At 56.3% G+C, this 18,014-nt stretch carries 14 protein-coding genes and 1 tRNA gene; 10 read left to right on the top strand and 5 right to left on the bottom strand.

The genetic code is table 11. From position 1 onward, the window contains the following. The first annotated feature begins 45 nt into the window (after positions 1-45). Together RBB76_RS08635 and RBB76_RS08630 are read left to right on the top strand one after the other, a co-directional pair. On the top strand, positions 46-711 hold the full coding sequence (locus RBB76_RS08635; RefSeq protein ID WP_429627825.1) for a Bax inhibitor-1/YccA family protein: 666 nt from the start codon (positions 46-48) through the stop codon (positions 709-711). 60 nt (positions 712-771) lie between these two features. After that, complete coding sequence (locus tag RBB76_RS08630) at positions 772-1,851, top strand: DNA topoisomerase IB (RefSeq protein WP_429627826.1); 1,080 nt, start codon at positions 772-774, stop codon at positions 1,849-1,851. Positions 1,852-1,859: 8 nt separating this feature from the next. On the opposite strand, the gene RBB76_RS08625 is transcribed toward RBB76_RS08630, so the two are convergent. From RBB76_RS08625 to RBB76_RS08615, 3 genes are all read right to left on the bottom strand, one after another. Next, on the bottom strand, positions 1,860-2,384 hold the full coding sequence (locus RBB76_RS08625) for a DUF4136 domain-containing protein (RefSeq protein ID WP_429627827.1): 525 nt from the start codon (positions 2,382-2,384) through the stop codon (positions 1,860-1,862). Positions 2,385-2,473: 89 nt separating this feature from the next. Further along, positions 2,474-3,214, bottom strand: a complete 741-nt coding sequence (locus RBB76_RS08620) for a hypothetical protein (protein ID WP_429627828.1) — start codon at positions 3,212-3,214, stop codon at positions 2,474-2,476. Between the two features lie 92 nt (positions 3,215-3,306). Further along, entirely contained in the window at positions 3,307-3,756 is a 450-nt protein-coding gene (locus tag RBB76_RS08615; RefSeq protein ID WP_429627829.1) for a DUF1810 domain-containing protein, read from the bottom strand. Positions 3,757-3,965: 209 nt separating this feature from the next. Between RBB76_RS08615 and RBB76_RS08610 the strand changes: the two genes are divergently transcribed. Then, complete coding sequence (locus tag RBB76_RS08610; protein WP_429627830.1) at positions 3,966-5,384, top strand: hypothetical protein; 1,419 nt, start codon at positions 3,966-3,968, stop codon at positions 5,382-5,384. A 37-nt stretch (positions 5,385-5,421) separates the two neighbouring features. On the opposite strand, the gene RBB76_RS08605 is transcribed toward RBB76_RS08610, so the two are convergent. After that, a complete protein-coding gene (locus RBB76_RS08605; protein ID WP_429627831.1) occupies positions 5,422-5,961 on the bottom strand; it encodes a DinB family protein in 540 nt (179 codons plus the stop codon). 377 nt (positions 5,962-6,338) lie between these two features. Then, positions 6,339-6,881 carry a DinB family protein gene (locus RBB76_RS08600; RefSeq protein WP_429627832.1) on the bottom strand — a complete coding sequence of 181 codons (543 nt, stop codon included), beginning with the start codon at positions 6,879-6,881 and terminating at the stop codon, positions 6,339-6,341. A gap of 229 nt (positions 6,882-7,110) precedes the next feature. On the opposite strand from RBB76_RS08600, the gene ychF reads away from it, so the two are divergent. The 7 genes from ychF to RBB76_RS08565 all read left to right on the top strand — a co-directional run bounded on the left by ychF (position 7,111) and on the right by RBB76_RS08565 (position 17,716). Continuing rightward, positions 7,111-8,208, top strand: a complete 1,098-nt coding sequence (gene ychF / locus RBB76_RS08595) for a redox-regulated ATPase YchF (protein ID WP_429627833.1) — start codon at positions 7,111-7,113, stop codon at positions 8,206-8,208. A 26-nt stretch (positions 8,209-8,234) separates the two neighbouring features. Beyond that, the gene (gene tyrS / locus RBB76_RS08590) at positions 8,235-9,494 is read left to right on the top strand and encodes a tyrosine--tRNA ligase (RefSeq protein ID WP_429627834.1); all 1,260 of its coding nucleotides are present in this window, start codon (positions 8,235-8,237) and stop codon (positions 9,492-9,494) included. Positions 9,495-9,603: 109 nt separating this feature from the next. Next, a complete protein-coding gene (locus RBB76_RS08585; RefSeq protein ID WP_429627835.1) occupies positions 9,604-10,425 on the top strand; it encodes a hypothetical protein in 822 nt (273 codons plus the stop codon). Between the two features lie 32 nt (positions 10,426-10,457). Beyond that, entirely contained in the window at positions 10,458-13,157 is a 2,700-nt protein-coding gene (locus RBB76_RS08580) for a ribonuclease R family protein (RefSeq protein WP_429627836.1), read from the top strand. 42 nt (positions 13,158-13,199) lie between these two features. After that, on the top strand, positions 13,200-13,472 hold the full coding sequence (locus RBB76_RS08575) for an oxidative damage protection protein (protein ID WP_183973425.1): 273 nt from the start codon (positions 13,200-13,202) through the stop codon (positions 13,470-13,472). A 102-nt stretch (positions 13,473-13,574) separates the two neighbouring features. Further along, positions 13,575-13,651, top strand: a tRNA-Pro gene (locus tag RBB76_RS08570). A gap of 699 nt (positions 13,652-14,350) precedes the next feature. After that, the gene (locus tag RBB76_RS08565; protein ID WP_429627837.1) at positions 14,351-17,716 is read left to right on the top strand and encodes a carboxypeptidase regulatory-like domain-containing protein; all 3,366 of its coding nucleotides are present in this window, start codon (positions 14,351-14,353) and stop codon (positions 17,714-17,716) included. The last annotated feature ends 298 nt before the right edge of the window (positions 17,717-18,014 follow it).

Below are 18,014 nucleotides of genomic sequence, written 5' to 3'. Positions count from 1 at the left end.
GCCGGAATCAGCCGGTCATGAAGAACAACGCAGCAGGAGCGAACCATGGCACTGAACGACTACCGCACGAACACCTATCCCGGCATCATCGACGTCCCTCGCGAGGAGACCTCCTCACTCCTCGCCAAGGTGCTTGCCATCACCTCGTTCGGCTTCTTCGTCACCGCCCTCGGCGTCGCTACAGCGCCTAGCTGGGGAACGTTCGTCGGCTTCATCGTCGTTCTCGGCCTTGTCTTCGCCATCAACTTCACCCGCAAGGCCAACCCCGCAGTCGCGCTCGGACTCTTCCTCACCCTCACCTACTTCATGGGTTGGGAGATCGGTCCCCTCATCCAGCGCTACATCCACAACTTCGGCTCCGCGATCGTCTTCAACGCCGCCGCCACCACCGGCGCTGGCATGGCCGTCATGGGTTGCGTAGCGTACCTCTTTAACATCAACTACCGCCGTATCGCCGGCATCGGCTTCGCCGCGCTTCTGTTGCTGATCATCGCCGGAATCGCCAGCATGTTCTTCCACTTCCTCTCGCCGGACACCTATTCCTGGCTCACTCTCGGCATCTTCGGCCTGCTCACCGTAGGCGACTTCGCCCGCATCCGCGCCGGCGGAGACGGTCGCTCCGCCGTCTCGCTGTCTCTCTCCATCTATCTCGATGCCATCAACATCTTCCTCGCCGTTCTTCAACTGATGGGTGGCCGTCGCCGAGACTAACTCACGCGGCAACTCGCACCTGCATCCAAGCCTCTCAGGTGTACTTCCTGGGAAGAACTGATGTCGCGAAAGAAACGCTTAGAGATAGTTACTGATCCTGTCGAGTCCGCAAAAGCCGCCGGGTTGCGTTACGTCACCGACACGAAACCCGGCATCCAACGCAAACCGTGGCGCAAAAGCTTCCGCTACCTCGACCCGAGCGGAACTACAGTCCGCGACGAAGAGACGCTTGCGCGAATCAAATCCCTCGTCATTCCTCCAGCCTGGACCGAGGTATGGATCTGTCCAAACCCCAAGGGGCATCTTCAGGTCACAGGCCGCGATGCTAGGGGCAGAAAGCAAAGTCGCTACCATCCGCGTTGGCGCGAGGTACGCGACGAGACCAAGTACGAACGCATGATGATCTTCGGGGCAGCTCTGCCAACCATCCGCGAGCGCGTCGAGCGTGACCTCTCGCTGCCAGGTCTGCCTCGCACTAAAGTCCTCGCCACCATCATTCGCCTCATGGAGACAACGCTCATCCGTGTCGGCAACGAGGAGTACGCCCGTCAAAACCACTCCTACGGCCTCACGACGATGCGTAACAAACACGTCGCGATCGACGGTTCAACCATAACCTTCAACTTTCAAGGCAAAAGCGGAGTCAAACACACAGTCGACATTACAGATCGGCGCATTGCAAAGATCGTGCAGCGCTGCCAGGACATCCCTGGCTACGAGCTCTTCCAGTACGTCGACAAAGATGGCACGCAACACTCGATCGACTCCGCCGACGTCAACGAATATCTGCGCGAGATCTCAGGACAGGACTTCACCGCAAAAGACTTTCGCACCTGGGCCGGATCGGTTCTCGCCTGCGAGTTGCTGCATGAGTTCGAAGCATTCGACTCCGAGACGCAAGCCAAACGAAACGTAGTCCAGGCAATCAAATCCGTAGCATCGCGATTAGGAAACACTCCTTCCGTCTGCAGAAAATGCTACGTGCACCCCGCCGTCCTCGACTCCTACATCAGCGGCGCCATGCTCGAAACAGTCAAACGCCGCGTACAGGACAAGGACTCCCAATCACCTGAACTGCAACAACAGGAGTTCGCTCTTCTGAATCTTCTGCGCCGCCAGGTCGACTCAGCAGTGGCCTAGAAATGAACCTACTTCCCGCTCGGCGGATATTGCTTGAACATCTTAGTCACGGCCTGATCGATCTTCTTGCTATTCTTTTCCGGCTTATCCGACAGCGTCCCCTTCGCCGCCCCGCGCCAAAGCAGCTGCTTCGTCTTCCCGTCGTTGATATCCACCACCAGCGTTCCCACGTTGGTGACATACTGATTCACCGTCGCCATGCCGCCGCCCCATCTCCAGCCGCCACCCGTTCCTGTCGCGACAGTCTGAGTCTGCTGCGAGATCCCCGCGCCGTATGTCACAAACAAATCCGGAGAGTCATCGACTTTCCTCATCCCCTTCGCGGCCAGTTGGCTGTCGATTGCCGCAACAATACGCTGATCCATCAATGGATTCGGGGTTGGCCGAGTCGGCTTTACCCACGCATAGGTCTTGAACTGCGAAAAGTTTCCGGCGCTGTGGTCCCAATCAACAACTACCGTCTGAGAAAATCCAGCGAGCGTAAAGAAAAAACTAACAGCCATCAGCAGAAAAATCTTCGTGCGTGGTCTCATAATTTGCCTTTCTTTACACTGCTTGAGATGAACTACCGAACGCCGCCATCTTAGCAAAGATGCAGCAGAGGTATGGCAGGCCGCACAATTCATCGCGTTCCCTGAACGCTTTTCTCCGGGCCAACCCTGCAAGCCGCCGGAACATTCGTCATCTGCTTCGCAAACACCCGATAGCTCATCGTTCCCGGCCGCAGCGTCGACCAGTACCCCGAAGGCCAAAGCAGCGGTTTGTGCTTCTCAATCAACTGGTGATCCAGGATCTTCACTCCGCACTCAAGATTGTTCTTCGGCTGCAAAATCGTCCTCGACGGATCCTTCACCGGCAGCTTCTTATCCGCGTCCCAGTCGAAGTCGCACCCATACCGCTTCTGGTCTTCATACGTTAGCTGCAGCAGTCCCGATGTATGCCCTGCCCGACCCGACACCTCATCTTTTACCTCCATCTCCGGCTGCGTATGCTTTGCCTGAACCGTCGGCTCGAGTCCAGCCTCCGCCCCCGCAAGCGCCTGAAAAAAGTAAGCCCAGAACGCCCGCTTATCATCCTCCGCCATCGTGTAGAACCGCGGACAGAATCGCCTCACATCATGCGGCACCTGCCCCGACAGTAGCGCAGGCGGCAGCGCCAGCTCCACAATCTTGTCCCACTCCGGGTCCCACGTCGGCCCACCCACCTCTGCCTTCTTCGTATCGATCGGAGTCGGCGGCGCAGGCTTCATTGCCGGTGCCGGGGCAGCCGTAGCCTGCGCGGCCTCATGCTTCCCACACCCCGCAACCAGCATCGGCGCTGCCAAACCAACCAGCGCTAACGCGACCCTCAAAACTCGGTTCATCTTCTCACCTTCTGAAACAGGGCCCATCACAGGGAGATGCGATCCGCAGGCGTGCAGTTGCAGCGACACCACGTGATCGCCTCCATTTCTCGTCAGATCCGCCGGATCGTCCCCTGATCCATCGCCCCGCCAAAGTACTTTGCCAAAGCCTCTTCAAATACACCCGAACCTTCTGCGGCCTTCGCGAGCGGCGCCGCGGCTTTCGCAAATAACGTCATGCTCGAATGAAACTTCATATCGTCCGGAGACCCGAAGATCTCCCCCGCCGTCTTTCCCTGAACCCCCACCACAATCCCCGCCGACTCCCGCAGCCTCGGCCCCAAAACAACATGCTCGAGATAAGCCCGCGCTTCGTCCAGCGAAGAGATTGCATATCGCACCGCCATCGGACTGCTTCCGAGCCCATGAATCTGCGGAAACACAAACCACATCCAGTGGCTCCGCTTCCTCCCCGCACGCAACTCAGCACAGGCATGCTCATACACCCCAGCCTGCGCCTCTAAAAATCGCTGCAAATCGTAAACATCTTTTCCGCCGGCCATCTGTCTACGTCACCCCATTGGGATCTCAAAACCCGCTGCAGTTTCCGCACTTGCATTATCCTCCAAACTCCACGAAGCATCGCGCATTTCCATCTCCTACCCACAGCTTCACCACATAAACAATTCACGAACGAATCGTCCTTCCAGCCTTGCGCCTCTTTCAAACCCGAGCGTAGAGTGGCGGTGCCCAACAAAGGAGGGCTCCCCACATGTCTTCGAACATCACGCGCCGCAGTCTCTTCGGCATGGTCTCCACCGCTGCAGTTGCGGGCGCAATGCCATCTCTCTTCGCCTCCCCATCGGCCCACGCACAACTTGGTCAATCAAATCCTCTCGCCACCGCGCAGGATTTCGCCGCCTCCATCAATCGCGCCTTCACCTTTCAGAACCTCATGATGGATGCCTACGCCTCCGGCGCAACCATCCGCCTCTCTCAGAGCTACAGCGACGCAGCCCTTAATGCCACCGGCTTCACCTACGACAACGCCGTCGCCATCCACGCCTATCTCTCCCGCGGCCAGCAGGAGGATCTCGCCCGCGCGAAGACTCTCGGCCTCGGCCTTCTGCACGCGCAGGCCACTAACTTCCCAGTTGCCGACGGCCGCTTCGCCCAGGCCTACTTCGTCAACGCGCCCGACTCCAGCGGTGCCTTCATCACACCCGCAGCTTTTCCGTTCTTCTTCTACGGCAGTTCCGTAGGCGATCAAGCCTGGGCAGGCATGGCTCTCGCGCAACTCTACCGCCGCACCCGCGACACGCAGTACCTTACCGGCGCCCTCTCAGTCGCAAACTGGATCGTCACCAACACGTACAACACCCAGGGCCCCGGCGGCTACTCCTACGGCACCATCATCAATCAGTTCAACCAATCCCAACCTTCGCCCAACGGCAAATCGACCGAAGGAAATCTCGACACCTACGCCTTCTTCACAATGCTCCACACACTCACCAACGGCGGCCACGCCAACAACGGTATGACCTGGGCAGCGCTCGCACAACACGCCTTCCAATTTGTCTTCGCCATGTTCAACGCGCAGGGTCCATTCTTCTACACGGGAACCCTTCCCGATCAGATCACCATCAACACCACACCCATCCCCGAAGACTGTCAGACATGGTCCTTCCTGGCATTCCTCGACACACGTTCTCGCGGCACCATCGACTGGGCGCTGGCAAATCTCCAAACCACAGACACCGCATCCTCACCGAACTCCAACCTCACCGGCACCCAAACCGTCAGCGGAATGACATTCTCCACCGCGAGTCTGGTCACCCCAGCCAACGATCCACACGCCGTATGGCTCGAAGGCACAGCCCACACCGCAGCCGCACTCACCGCACGCGTTCTGCGTGGTGGCGACTCGATCTCGTCTCTTCTCACGGATATCTCGCGTGCTGTTCAACTCCTCAAGGACGTCGAGCACGCACAAGAGATCCTCGGCGTCGGTCAAACCGCAGGAGGAAAGGTCATTCCCAGCGGCCTTGGTGTCGTCGCATCCTCCAGCGTCCTCGACACCGGCTTCGGCTTCACCTACGGACCATCACTCCACATCGGCGCAACCGGCTGGTACCTCATCGCCAGTCTCGCCGCCAACCCCTTCCAACTCGGCTACCGAGTCATCGGCTAGAAAAAAGAGTGACCGAGGCCCAAACCTCGGTCACTTCCTACTTCACACCTTTACTCGGATCCCAAACTCCCTGCTCCTTCCGCGCGTAGACCATCTGCCCAATGTGATATGCGTTGTGCGTCCCGACGTGCGCGATCCTCGAAGCCCACAGCGAGACCTTCGCGTCATCGGCCGCCTCCACCGCGTTCTCCCAGTCGGTCATCACCTGGTCAAGCTGCTTCACCGTCGTGTCCCAGCTCTTCGCGTCGAAGTCGTTGAAGGTCTCGTCATTGTTGCCGTCGAACTTCGCCGGTGTCTCGCCCTTGAACTTCGCCAGCATCTCGCGATCCCAGAAAACCAGATGATTGGCCAACTGCCCCACCGAGTGATTGCCACTCTTATCCGTCCAACTCGCCTGCGCCGGTGTCAGCCCAGCCACTGCCGTATTGGCCGGCACAAACCACTCAGCCTTGTTATGCGTCGACCGCAGCTGCTCCAGCAGAACAGCCTTCAACGTCATCGGCTTCTCCTGCTGCGCCACGGCAAAACCAGACGAAGCCACAACAAACATCACCAGCCCCAATAAAGCTCGCTTCATAGGAATCTCCTCGATTTACTACTTCTTCACCGGATCGGTTTGACGAATCATTCTACGGAGCGAACAGGACCTCGGTTCCGTTGGAATCTGGCGAACTTAGCAACGAAAAAATCCTGTCAAGCCCCAGACAGTCGAAAACCCGCGCCAGACAAGCAGATTCGCGTGGCGTATGAGTTATCTCCGTTCCGCTATACTTGATACAGAAAGCAGAAACAGAAAGCCCCGGGCTCGAACTCCGGGGCTTTCTCCTTTGTTTGGACGAATTTAGCCGTAACCCTCGTAGAATGACGAATTTGCGGTGCTCGATGAGTGCCAAATTGTTGCATCGAAAGGACTTAGACGCGGGCAACCAGGGGGGGGGGGTACCCTCCCTGGAGTTATTTCTCGCTGGTCGGTGGCGCCAGACCCTTCAGGCGCAGATAGAGGGAAAGCGTCGCATACTGTTCGTTGTCATGTGAGACCGTCCCCCACAGGATTCCGATGCGGGAGCGCTTCGCATTGAAGACATCGAACATATCCGCGAGGTTCGCATCCGTTACGGAGGCGAACGCTTTATCGCACTCGGCAAACGAGGCTTTCAGTCCGTCAATGATGGCTGCCTTGTCCGCAGTATCTGACGGCACCTTCGCAAGATCGTTCGGCGCTGTTCGATTGACCGCACCGCATGTACGCAGTTGCGCTTCCGTGACGTGATTCACGACACGCGCAAAAGTTCGGATGTCGGGAGTTGGCTTGAACTGGTAGTCTTCCGCGGGCATCTTATCGGCCGCCTTTAAGATGTTGCCCTTCTGCGACGCGTAACTTCGCTGCACTTCACCCGCAGGCCCGCTTGGCCCGGCTGGAGCCGCCGGTGCCTGACCCACTGCCACACCCGAAACCATCAAACCCGCAACCAAGCACATCACACGAATCTGCTGCATCCTTGTCACCTCGCACCTCCAAGCCTAACCCGGCCCCACGCCGAGCCCCAAAAAAATTGTCAACACGCTGTAATTTTCAGAAGGAGAAGTTAACAATCCGCGGAAACGCAAACAAGTCGAGAAACCGTCTCTTCAGAAGGTTTAGGCCACCAATGAACTATCCTGTAAGAGACTACCCGCGATGCCGAAACCAGCCTCGTAACAAGCTCGCAAGAAGGAAAACAGAACAATGCCATTGAACTGCGGAATCGTTGGTTTGCCCAACGTAGGAAAATCAACGATCTTCAACGCCCTCACCTCGGCCAAGGCGCAAGCCGCAAACTACCCCTTCTGCACAATCGATCCCAACACCGGAGTGGTGACGGTGCCCGATGAACGCCTCGCCAGGATCGCCGAGCTCATCAAGCCCAAGTCTCTCGTACCCACGACCATGGAGTTCATCGACATCGCCGGTCTAGTCGAGGGGGCGTCGAAGGGCGAAGGTCTCGGCAATCAGTTTCTCGGCCACATCCGCGCCACCGATGCCGTAGCGCATGTGGTCCGCTGCTTCGACGACCCCGAGGTCATCCACGTTGCAGGCGGCGTCAACCCGCTCCACGACATCGACATCATCAACACGGAACTCCTCCTCGCCGACCTCGATACGGTTGAAAAGCGCAACACAAAAGTCGAGCGCGCAGCGAAGGCCTCGAGCGACGGCAAGATCAAGGCCGAACATGCAATGCTGCAGAAGCTCCTGACAGCGTTGAATGCTGGAAAGCCCGCTCGCACAGCCGATCTTACTGAAGAAGAAAAGATCCTTTCGCGCGAGCTCTTCCTCATCACCTCTAAGCCTCAACTCTATGTTGCGAACGTCGATGAGGCTGGTCTCATCGAAGGCAACGCGTATACCGCAGCCGTCGAGAAGCGCGCCGAAGAAGAAGGTAGCCAGGTCGTTCGAATCTGTGGCGCGCTCGAATCGGAGATTGCGCAATTAGAACCGGCTGAGCGCGACGAGTTTTTGAAAGACATGGGCCTCGCCGAGCCTGGCCTCAATCGCCTGATTCACTCCGCCTACCGCCTGCTCGATCTCATCACCTATTTCACTGCTGGCGTGCAGGAGGTTCGCGCATGGACCATCCGTCGCGGCACCAAAGCCCCCGGCGCCGCAGGCGTCATCCACTCGGACTTTGAAAAAGGCTTCATCAAAGCTGATTGCTATGCCTCCGATGATCTCTTCAAATATGGCAGCGAACAGGCCGTCAAGGAGAAAGGCTTGCTTCGTTCCGAAGGCAAAGAGTACATCGTCAAAGATGGTGACATTCTCTTCTTCAAGTTCAACGTATAGCCCGGAGGTCTTTATACTTGAGGAATATGCCTACGTTTGCATCGCTGGAAGACCAGCTGGATTTGATAACCAAAGGTGCTGCGGAGATTGTTCCGCTGGAGGCGCTGAAAGAGCGCATTACGAAATCGATCGCCACCGGCACGCCCATGCGGATCAAGGCGGGATTCGATCCTACGGCACCTGACCTGCATTTGGGACATACCGTCCTGTTGCGGAAGCTGAAACACTTTCAGTCTTTGGGGCATACCGTAATCTTTCTCATCGGTGATTCAACGGCGCTGATCGGCGATCCGACCGGTCGAAACGTGACGCGCAAACCGCTGACGCCGGAGCAGATCGCGGCGAATGCCGAGACCTACAAAGAGCAGGTGTTCAAGATTCTCGATCCGGAGAAAACCGAGGTTCGGTACAACTCCGAGTGGCTGGACAAGCTGAGCTACTACGACATGGTCAAGCTGATGGCGCAGTTCACCGTGTCCCAGATGCTGGAGCGCGAGGACTTTCATAAGCGGTTCAATGAGGAGCAGCCGATTGCGCTGCATGAGTTGATCTATCCGATCGCGCAAGGCTATGACTCAGTGGCGCTCAAGTGCGATGTGGAGCTTGGCGGCACGGATCAGAAGTTCAATCTGATGCGTGGGCGCGATCTGCAGAAGCACTTCGGCCAGCCACAACAGATTGTGCTGATGACCTCCATCATGGAGGGGCTCGATGGAGTACAGAAGATGTCGAAGTCGCTGGGCAATGCGATTGGCATCCATGAGCCTGCGGTAGAGATGTACGGGAAGTTGATGTCGGTGTCGGATGAACTGATGTGGAAGTACTGGACGCTTCTGACGGATCTGCGAAGTTCGGAGATTACGCAGATGCAGGCCGATGTCGCTGCTGGTGCGCTGCATCCGATGCAGGCAAAAAAGAATCTGGCCTGGACAATCACACGCGACTTTCACTCTAAGGAAGAAGCAGATGCTGCAGCAGACGGCTGGGCGAAGATGTTTCAGCAGCGCGGAGTCAGCGACGATGTGCCTGTGGTGAAGGTGTCAAAAGCCGCCGAGGATCTGGTCGTAACCAATGGGCCAGTTGGGTCGTCAGTTAAGATGACGAAGCTTCTGCAACTTTCGGGTTTGGCGAGCTCTGCAGGCGAAGCAACGCGCAAACTGGCCGAAAATGCTGTCAGCGTAAATGGCGAAAAGTTTGCCGAAAAAGTGATAAAGCTTGAAATACTCGGCGAATCACCAACGCTGCGACTGGGCAAAAAGAGCGTGAGGCTTGAGTGGACGAACTAATTTGTTTACGTCGGTGTGTCCTGTGAACCATCCTTGGCAGAATGACTGTTTGATAGAGTCTAGAAACAAGGCTCCGTCGGAGAGTCTGCATCCAAGTACACGTGGGGCTATGAAGAATTTGAAGTTTACTTTGCGTCCGGGCGTATTGAGTGTCTTTTTACTCGCGGGGTTGCTCCCGTTGTATGCGCAGGCTCCTCAAGAGCCAAGACAGATCGTTCGATCTGCCATGGAAGCCGAGCTTTCGGCGGATCTGAACGACCACTCGCGATGGAAGTATCGTGATGCGCAGAAAGACGGCATTGATACAGTTTCGATTGTGGTGGAGACTGATCACGGGGCAGTGAAGCGCTTGATCAGCAGGTGGGGGCGGCCGCTGAGCGACTCAGAGGCAAGAGTCGAGGACGCGCGCGTGCAGACGTTTATTCACGATCCGAGCCAACTCGCCAAGCAGAAGCGAGATGGCATGCAGGATGGAAAGAACGCCGAAGAGTTACTGAGGATGCTTCCGGATGCTTTTACCTGGAAGATCCAGAGCGAAGATGAGAAAAATATCACCCTGCATTTTGAACCGAATTCGAAATTCAGTCCGCCGGATATGCAGGGGCGCGTGTTAGGCCAGATGGCCGGCGAGTTGGTGGTAGATAAAGGACAAAATCGAATCGTTACGATCAGTGGAAAGCTGACGGAAGACGTGACAATCGGTTGGGGGCTTCTCGGCCGGCTGCGTCAGGGTGGGACATTTCGTGTAGAACGCAGAGAGGTCGCGCCGGGTTTGTGGCAGATCGTAGAAACCCACGTTCATATCGAGGGAAAGGTTCTGTTCTTCAAGAACATTGGGCAGCAACAGGATGAGGTACAGACTGATTTCGTAGAAGTGCCGCATGGAACCACTCTGGAGCAGGCGGCGGAGATGTCGAAACCGGTGAAGTAAAAAAACGGACGCTCGCTGTATGCTCGGAGACGATGGCACATACTCCCTATCCGCAAACTGATCGTGAATTGATGCGGCTCATCGAGCGCTCGCCTGGGCATCGCGCTGGCTATAAGCAGTTAATTCGCGAACTTGGGTTGGGCGGCGGACGTGAGCGCAGGTTGCTGCTGGAACAACTCGCCAGGATCACCGCTCGGGGAGAGTTGGTGAAGGTCGATAGTGAGCAGTGGAGTCTGCCGACAGCCACGCCGGAGAAGACAAAGCGGGTGAAGCGCGGTGCTGTCGAGATGCCAGTGGAGCATCGTGCGACGCGGGACAGACTACTTGCCGGTCGATTGGACCTGCATCGGGATGGATATGGGTTTGTTCGACCGAATGGGAGCGTGGATCGAAGCGATGATCTCTTTATCCCTCCGAATGAGCTGAATGGTGCGATGCAGGGCGATGAAGTGCTGGTGGATGAAGCCCCGCCGGGGCGGGATGGGCGTCGATCCGGGCGGATTGCGCGAGTGCTGAATCGAAGAAATCCAACTGTTGTGGGGATCTTTCATTACGCGAGGACACATCGCGGAAGAAGTCCTTGGGAAAACGCTCCCATGATCAACGGCAACTACATTACGCCTCTAGATGAACGGATGACGCAGGCGATCTTAATTCTGGAGGGTGCTGAGGTTCCGTCGATGCCGCAGCAGACGCCTCACCGTGTTCTCGGTGAAGAAGCACAGGCACAACAATCTCACTGGTCGGAAGAGTTGGATCCGCACAGACCGCTTGAAGGGCTCGCAGTTGACGTAGAGATTACAGATTTTCCGACGGTCGGAAGGCCGGCGCGCGGCCGCGTGATTGAGGTGCTGGGCCCCCCGGACGCTTTTGGGGTTGATGTCGAAATCATCATTCGCAAACACCATCTACCGCACGTATTTCCGGCGAACGTGCTGGCCGACGCCTCGGCATCCGCCGACCAGACCGTCGCAACACTAGATGCGGAAGAGATCGGGCGGCGGAGAGACTTTCGTGGCTTGAATATTGTCACGATCGATGGGGAGAGTGCGCGAGACTTTGATGATGCGGTGCTGGTGACGCCCCTGCCGAACGGGAATTGGGAGCTGCAAGTTCACATCGCTGACGTCAGTTATTACGTTAGACCAGGGACCGCGCTGGATCTCGAGGCACGACTGCGTGGGACCTCGGTTTATTTTCCGGATCGTGCTATCCCAATGTTACCGCCACAACTTTCGAGCGGCATGTGCAGCTTGCGGCCAGACGAAGACCGGCTAGTGTTGAGCAGCATCATGGAGATAGACGGACGTGGCGAAGTGCTTGGATACGAGGTCTGCGAAGGCATCATCCGCAGCGCGAAGCGAATGACGTACACGCAGATCCAGGGCGTCCTCGACGGGAATGTCGAGACGCGGCAGGAGTTCGCGAAGTTGGTGCCAGAGTTCGAACGGATGTATGAGCTGGCGCTGAAGCTGAACGCGAAACGTCATCGCCGCGGATCGATCGATTTCGATCTTCCTGAACCAGTGATTCAATTCGATCCGGACGGAAACATGGAAGCCATCGTGCGGTCGCAGCGAGGATGGGCGCATCGTTTGATCGAAGAGTTCATGTTATCCGCGAACGAATGCGTCGCTACCTGGATCGAGTCGCAGGATGTGGCCAGCGTGTACAGAATTCATGAGGTTCCAGATCCGAAACGGATTGTCGATTTCGAGGAAACAGCAAGCCAATTTGGTTATTCGCTTGGCTTCAGCAGCCTGCCGGTGAAGCGTATTCAAACGAAGGGCGATCGGCGTGATTCGCGTGGGACTAACCGCCAGGCGAAGACGCATGAAGTAGCAGAGTCAATTCCGGTGACACCGCAGATGTATCAGAAGTTGACGGCAAAGATCGCAGGGAAGGCAGAAGAAAGGATTCTGTCATACCTAATGCTCCGTTCCCTAAAGCAGGCGCGATATAGCGAGAAGAATGTTGGGCACTTTGCATTGGCGAGTCCGAGTTACACGCACTTTACGTCGCCGATTCGCCGGTATCCGGATTTGATTGTGCATCGTCTGTTGCGAGAGCTGATTCAGAGTGGCGCGGACCCAGCGGGTGCGGCGATTTTGTCGGATGGGCCGCAGCCGTGGGGGGAGAAATCTGTTGGCAAAAGACGGCCGGAGCACGTTGAACGCTCCGCTGTGGAGGGACCGATTCCAGAGGCGGAGCTGGGAGCGATTGCAGCTGAGTCGAGCCAATCGGAGCGACGAGCCGATGATGCTGAGCGCGAACTGATCGAATGGAAGAAGATCAAATTCATGCAAGACCGGGTGGGCGAAGACTTCAACGCCATCATTCTTTCTTGTACGAAGTATGGGTTTTTCGTCGAATTGAATGATCTGTTCATTGAAGGGCTAGTTCCTCTGACTTCCCTGCAAGATGACCGTTATATGTTTCGCGATACAGATCGTCAGATCGTCGGAACACGTAACGGGAGGGTGTTCAAGATGGGGCAGCGCGTGCATGTGCTGCTGGATCGGATTGACCGGCAACAACGGCGATTGCAGTTTGCATTGCTGCCATCAGACGAGGATGTTGCAGTTGCGCCAAAATCGCTGCGGAGGTCGAAGACCGCCGCGACAGCGAGTGGAGAACGCCCGCACTCCAGTCCTAATCGCTCTGGCAAGAGAGGGAAGACAAAAGCAAAGGTGCGGGAGCGGAATAAGAAATCGAAGGGCAAGCGAAAATAAGCGTACGGCATCGTAAAATAAAGGTTCCAAGGAGTTCAAAGAATGGCACACATGGTTTTCGACACACGATTCAAGGTTGAGATGGAAGGGCTGGATGAACCGCCGTTCGATTCCGACTTTGGCCAGAAAATATTCAAGAACGTCTCGAAGAAATCGTGGGGCGAGTGGGTAGAGCGGCAGAAGATGCTGTTGAATGAGTACCGTCTACAGCCTTGGACACGCGAGGCACAGGAGTTCTTAGTCGAGCAGATGAACGAGTTCTTCTTTGGTGAAGGTGGTTCGTTGCCGAAGGAATATGTGGCGCCTACGACATAGATAGAAGGTTGCCTGATTCTCGTAAAGATGGCCGCTCGTGTACACTTAGAACTGCAGGATACCCCGCCGTCGCCCACTTGGGCCGACGTGCAAACCAATAGTCGGGACGTGGCTCAGCCTGGTAGAGCGCACCCTTGGGGTGGGTGAGGTCGCTAGTTCGAATCTAGTCGTCCCGACCAATACTTCCTGTAAACCACGCTAGAGTACTAAGCTTTCCCATGATTCTGGTCTCTGAAGATTTGAGATGAGAGGTTTGCGTTAGTGGCTTATTGCGAGAACAGTCTGTTCCAGAATTGAACAGGCTGATTCACAGTGCTCGCGTGGGCTTGATGGGTGCTTGTGGCGAAGTGCTGGTTGCCGCAACCGCGGTGTCTTCCTTTTGGCGATGACGATGGTCTCGTGGGGCGGGTGAAGTGGATGAACTCACCTGTGTGTCGTCGTGGAGCAGGTGCCTACAGGGCTCTGAGAGTCGTGCGTGGAGCAGGAACAGTTTGGAGCCGAGGCCGTGCCGCCGCATTGTGCTTTGTGCGCGGGGGTGAAGAAGGGGGACCATGTTGTTGTTGGCTGCGGCGTCAGACACGAGGACTTGGCAGCCGTTGCCGACCATGATACGAATTCTTGCTTCATCAATAAATATCTTTACTAGCCGAGAGTAGTTTGCGAGCGGAACAGGCTTCAACTCTGGACGTGATTATGTCGACATCTTTTGAGAGTGGTGGACGCTCGCGGGAGACATTAGTTTTACATTTCGTAATCCTCTCTTAACCGCAACATGCGAGTCTGGTCAGGACTCGAACATTTGATCAGATCATCGGCCCATTAGCAGGCGATGCAGAAGTGTGTGCAGTCTGCAGGGCGAGTCAATTCAGGAGACCAGAATGAAGATTTCGGGACTAATTATGCGGTGCGCGCTAGTTACGGCGTTCTGTATGGGCACAGGGCCGCATGGCTACGGGCAGTCGGCTGTCGACGGCGCAATCGGCGGTACGGTGGAGGATTCTAGCGGTTCCGCAATTGGAAGCGCGGTCGTAGTCGTCCACTCGAATGCGACAAACGCCGAGCAAAATGTGAAAGTAGACAACTCTGGTGTCTTCCGGGTGATCCATCTGCAGCCTGCAACCTACACGGTTACAATTACGGCGCCGGGATTTCGCACCTTTCGTTCTGGCGAGGTGATCGTCGAAGTTGGCGTGCTGACAGATCTCTCTCCTAAGCTGCCGGTGGGCAATGCAAGCGAGACGGTGGAGGTGACCAGCGAGGCGCCTGTGCTCAATACGACATCGCCGGACTTCTCCGGGGTCATCAATCAGAAGACGCTGCTGGATCTGCCGGTCAATAACTATCGGTGGTCGGCCTACGCGCTGTTGACGCCAGGAGTGGTTGCGGATTCGAGCGGGTTTGGTTTGTTGAGTTTTCGTGGTCAGAGCACGTTGCTTAACAACGTGACGATCGACGGCGCTGACGATAATCAGGCCTACTTCTCCGAGGAGCGTGGACGCACGCGCGCAGGTTACTCGACGGCCAAGGCTTCGGTGCAGGAGTTTCAGGTCAATACGTCAAACTATTCGGTGGAGTACGGCAGGTCCGCCGGTGGCGTCGTGAACTCGATCACGAAGTCAGGGGGTAATCAGTTTCACGGCGAGGCATACTTTTACGATCGCGATGCGGAGTGGGGTGCTGCGAATGCGTTCACGACACAGACCGTTCAGCTTGTTCCAGGTGGTCCGTTTACGACGGAGAACTTCAAGCCGACCGATCGACGCAAGCAGTGGGGCGGGGCGGTGGGTGGACCGATCTTGCACGACAAGCTGTTCTTCTTCTTCGCGGCTGACCGCTTTCAGAGAAATTTTCCGGCGGTGGCAGCAGCGAGCAATCCCTCAAGCTTCTTCGCAACTCCAGACGCGGCGCTCCCAGCCGGTAAGGTGTGCGGCGGGACAGGTGCGACGGCGCCAAGTACGATCGACGCGTCGGCGTGTACGTTGCAGACCAATCTGAAGCTGGCCACGTATGGCGCAGCCGCAACCGACTACGTCAGCGGGCTTACGAATCTGAATACACTGCTTGGCACCGTGCCGCGTACGGGCGATCAGACGATCTTCTTCCCTAAGCTGGATTGGCAGATCAACGGAAAGAATCATGCTTCGTTTGAGGTAAATCGGCTGCGCTGGATCTCGCCCGCCGGCATTCAGACGGCTGCAACGGTCTTCGACGGTTCGCATAGCTTTGGGAACGACTACGTGCGCGATACATTCGGCATTGCGAAGCTGGATACGGTGATCACGAATAGCATCAGCAACGAAGTCCGGTATCAGTATGGCCGCGACTTTGAGTTCGAGTTTGCCCAGGATCCGTCATCGTACGAGACATCGAACCTGGTAGGCCCGACGCTGGGAGGCTACACAAATCCCTTTGGCGGCCTCCCGCCGAGTGTCGCGATTACCAACGGCTTTACTTTTGGAACGCAGACGTTCCTGCAACGTGCCGCGCTGCCGGATGAGCGTCGTACTCAGGTTGCCGATACAGTGAACTGGATTCACGGAAACCACAGCATTAAATTCGGCGGCGACTACATCCATACCTACGACCTGATTAACAATCTCTTTGCGCAGTACGGTGGCTACAGCTACTCGACGCTGACGAACTACCTTACGGACCTGTACCTGTCGCAGAATCCCCAGACGGTTTCGCAGGCACACAATTACAGCTCGTACACGCAGGGCTTCGGTCGGCCTGGTCTCGACTTCACTACAAACGACTATGCTTTCTTTGTTCAGGACGAGTGGAAGTTGAACCCGCGTCTGAGCCTGACCGGTGGTCTCCGCTATGAGTACGAGCAGTTGCCTTCGCCGGTGAGCGACCTTGTCGTTTCATCGATTCCTCAGACTGGCTCCATGCCGAGCAACAAGACCAACATCGGTCCGCGCGTTGGATTTGCTTACGATGTGTTTGGAAGCGGTAAGACAGTTCTGCGAGGTGGGTATGGAGAGTTTTTCGCTCGCGTCATCAACTCGACGATTTACAACGCGCTCATCAACACAGGTTCCCTCAACGGTCAGCCGAGCTTTAGCTACACTTCGACGAGCGCAGGCGCCCCTGTGTTTCCAGAGGTGATTCCGGCTCTGGTGAACACTGGAACGCCTCCGAACTCTACTTTTTTCGACAAGAACTTCAAGCTGCCTGAGATTCACCAGGCAGACCTCACGGTTGAGCAGGATCTCGGCTGGAATACTGTGGTCAGCGTCACCTGGCTGGGATCGTTCGGACGACGTCTGCCGAGCTTCGTAGATGAGAACCTTCCAACTCCGACCTCTGTGACCTACACGGTGGTGGACACGTCAGGAAAAGGCCCGCTGGCAAACGGTTCCACCTTTACGTCAAACTTTTTTGCGAAGAGCACAGTATCGTCGAAGATATGCCCGAGTCAGCGCCCTGACTGCAACTTTGGATCGAAGACGAACATCTTCAGCGGTGTGAACTCGAACTACCAAGGGTTCGTGGGTCAGATCTCGCATCGTCTAACACACAACCTGCAATTCATGGCGAACTACACGTGGTCTCATGCGCTGGACTATGGGGAAAACAACCAGACTGGTACCTCTGCCAATGCGTTGGTGGATCCGACTAATCTTCGCGCGGAGTATGGAAACTCCAACCAGAATGTTCCGAACCGGTTCGTTTTGACTGCAATTGCCACAGCACCATGGCACTACACGGGATGGAAGAGCTACCTTCTGAACGACTATGAGATTTCGCCAAACTTCTCTGCACAGAGCGGTTTGCCCTATTCATTGGCCACTAGCGGAACGCTGTCGACCGGGCTTGTCAACGGTGCGCAGTTGAACGCGGTGGGGAGTGGCGCAAACGGATCGGGCGGAACAGGCACAAGCAACGGGACATTCCGACTACCGGCGTTCGAGCGCAACGGACTTCAGCAGCCGAACACAAATGTTCTGGATCTACGCCTCTCGAAGCGCTTTACTGTTGCGGAACGGGTGAAGTTGGAGTTGCTAGGGGAGAGCTTCAACATTCTGAACCGTCAGAATGTCACGTCGGTGAATACGACTGGATACTTCATCGGAACTACCACCAATGCAGCGAAACAGGTAACGGGAAACCTGCTCACGTTCAACACGAGCAGCGCGAATTCAGCGTTGCCGTTGTTTGGGTCCGTGACGAATTCAAACGCCAGCGGGTTCACTTACACGCCACGCCAGGTCCAGTTAGGAATTCGGGCACAGTTCTAACCCTTACCGTTGTTCAGAAGGGCGGCGGCTTCGGCTGTCGCCCTTTGTTTTGGTTAACACAGAAGTTGGTTTTTCATAGAGGCTGTATCGGGCATCGTTGCCCGGTCGCCATCGAAGTCAAGGGCAAATAAGGCTTCCAGACCTTTCGTGTTCTCCTCTCCACGCCTCCGCACTGCATTTACCGATAACCACTAGGCCGCGTCCATTGTTCTGTTGCCAAGAGGATGTGGATCTCAGTTCCAGATCCCATGCATTGGTCGACCACGACCTCTATCCTGTGGCCGAAAATTGCCCTATA

This window comes from Tunturiibacter psychrotolerans (assembly GCF_051013365.1).
In the GTDB taxonomy this organism is placed as follows: domain Bacteria; phylum Acidobacteriota; class Terriglobia; order Terriglobales; family Acidobacteriaceae; genus Edaphobacter; species Edaphobacter psychrotolerans_A.
Note: the sequence above shows the minus strand (reverse complement) of the source record. Positions and strands in the feature narration are given on the sequence as shown.